We start from the raw sequence: 2,652 nt of genomic DNA, 5'->3' as shown, positions 1-2,652 counted from the left end.
CTTCTAGACCATATTCGCGGAATCGTTTCGCAGCCAAATTCACGATCCGCTGATGGGTCTCGGCTTTTTCTGCCTGCGAATGCCCCATGGATGCTCACCCCCCTACGTAGATGAGTTTATTTGAGCGCTGCTGACCGCGACAGTGGATCGAGCGTGAGAGTGTAGTTGTCTTCAAATCGGAACCCGACAGCTGCCTCAACGCTGACGTCGAAACTGGCGGGATTGAGGCTCTTTACTCTTTGGTTTTTACTGACAAAAATGGCGCAATAACTGCCACACACTGGATGAGTGCTGCAGCACGTTTTCAACCGACTTGTTAGCTCGATAGCCTCTGGTTCGACTGCGACCTCACACAATTCGGCCACACTATCGCATAAATGAAGAGTTTGCCAGTCGCGTGTTCGCGAACCATTGCTGCTGCTAAAGATCACGAATCTCGCGTACGTGGTGTCTTTAGCAAGCGATTGGCATAGCTACTGAGCCATGCAGTCTGCCGACGAAGACGGCTATTCTGATTTGATGAGCGATGCGGATATTTTCAGCGGCCATGATGAAACGCAGGAGACTGTGTTTCTCAATTCAGTCGGCACACGGTTTCGCCCGGATCTCGCTTTCCCGAAACTATCGGAGGACATGCTTGAGCGACTTCGATCTTATGGGGAAGAAGAAGATGTAGATGCCGACATTTGTCTATACAGTCATGGCGATCGGAATATCGATCTGTTCATCGTGCTGGAAGGCGGTATAGACATCATCCTGCCCGACGCTCAGGGCGGAAGCAGGGTCTATAACCAGATCCGTGAATTGAATTTCAGTGGAGAACTCAACCTCTTCAATTCCCAAGGCGCCGTTGTCGAGGCCCGGACGATCGCGCGGAGTCGACTATTGCGTATTCCGCGAAACAAGTTGAGGGAGTTGATGCGTGCCGAAGGAGATATCGCCAACCTTCTTGTTCAGGCTTCCGTCTGGCGTCGGCTACGGATCGTTGAGGCGGCCGTGAGTGGGGTCACGTTGAAAGGATTTCCTGACGACCCTCAAATGATCCTTCTTCGGCGATTCTTTCTTCGCAATACCTATCCCCATCACGTAACCGAACTGACACCGGACGATCTCGACGCGAGCGATGCTGCGAGGTCCTATCCGATTGTTCTCTTGCCCGACGGTCGGCGCTTGGAACGCCCCGCAATCCCCGCCTTGGCGGACGAATTAGGCATCACGGAAATCCCTGATGCCTCGATCGTTTTCGATGTCGCGGTAGTCGGCGCGGGGCCTGGAGGACTGGCTGCCGCCGTTTACGCAGCATCCGAAGGGCTTTCGACGGTAGTCATTGAGGCTGTCGCTCCAGGAGGTCAAGCTGGAACAAGCTCGAAGATCGAAAATTACTTGGGGTTCCCGACAGGAATTAGCGGGCAGCAGCTTGCGACCCGCGCTCAGATGCAAGCTCTCAAATTCGGGGTAGACTTCGCAATCGCACGCGAGGTGATAACCATCGACCCCACAGATGGCATTCACAAGTTGACTTTGGCCGGCGGTCACACGATTCGCACGCGATCCGTCGTCGTGGCGACCGGTGCGCAGTATCGTACGCTTGAGGTCAAGAACTATAGGACCTATGAGAATCGCGGCTTGTATTATGCCGCGACGCCTATGGAAGGCGTGTTTTGCAAAGACCGAGAGGTGATCGTTGTAGGCGGCGGAAACTCCGCAGGACAGGCTTCGCTGTTCCTCTCCGGCATTGCCAAGCATGTGCACCACATCGTGCGGGGAGCCTCCCTCGCCAGCACAATGTCCCAGTATCTGATCTCGCGGATTGAGAAGTCTCGACACATCACGCTTTATCCGAATTCCGAAATCGTGGGGCTTGAAGGAGAGCCATCTTTGAGTCGGGTCATTTGGCGCAATAGCCTAACCGGCGAGGACATCGCTCGCGAGGCCGGAGTCGTTTTCGTCATGATCGGCGCTGAACCGAACACAGGCTGGCTGTACGGCACGGTCATGCTGGACACCAAGGGTTTTGTGATGACAAACGTCGCCGATGGATCGACAAGCGGTCCATATGCAACTAGTGCCCCCGGCATTTTCGCAATTGGAGACGTACGTGCGAACTCGGTTAAGCGAATTGCCTCCGCTGTAGGAGAAGGGTCGGTGGTCATCTCGGATGTCCACCGTTACCTCTCAACTTCTCGAGACCAACCTTGAAAACTGAGAGCGGCATTGGATCGATTCATTCCCCTCAGCCGGTCTTCCCGAGTTGCGCTGCTTGCGACAACGTCTGACTGACTAGGGTGTCATCTGACGTTGTCGCTAGATCGTAAGGCTCTCCTCAAGCGGCGCTGTGCAGATTGTGCCGAGYCGCTTGCACGGTCCTCTCCAATTCATCAAGCCCAACGCGCGCAGGGTCGTCTGCAGTGCTGGAATGTGAAGGCGGGGCTTGCCCTGGAGTTAAGACTGCGGAACCCGCTGGCGCCGCGTGCAGATACTTTTCAAGTTCATCGAAACCCGCTCGAATTGCATCCTGGGAACTGTCACGAACTATGTCCAAACTATTAGCAGAAGATGTCATCATTGCCTCCCGGTCGAGTCACTCAACCGCCACCTAGTGGATGCGTCGGCAGCACCGCAAGAAATGTCAATAAAGGCGCATATTCTGCC

Annotated in this window: 1 protein-coding gene; it reads left to right on the top strand. The window is 54.7% G+C overall.

Features of this window, described 5'->3' with window-relative positions:
* The first annotated feature begins 483 nt into the window (after positions 1-483).
* The gene (locus AB4043_RS21845; RefSeq protein ID WP_442299652.1) at positions 484-2,199 is read left to right on the top strand and encodes an FAD-dependent oxidoreductase; all 1,716 of its coding nucleotides are present in this window, start codon (positions 484-486) and stop codon (positions 2,197-2,199) included.
* Positions 2,200-2,652 lie beyond the last annotated feature (453 nt).

This window comes from Terriglobus sp. YAF25, assembly GCF_052113305.1.
Classification (GTDB): domain Bacteria; phylum Acidobacteriota; class Terriglobia; order Terriglobales; family Acidobacteriaceae; genus Terriglobus.
The sequence above is the reverse complement of the archived record's forward strand: the minus strand, read 5'-3'. Positions and strand labels throughout refer to the sequence as shown.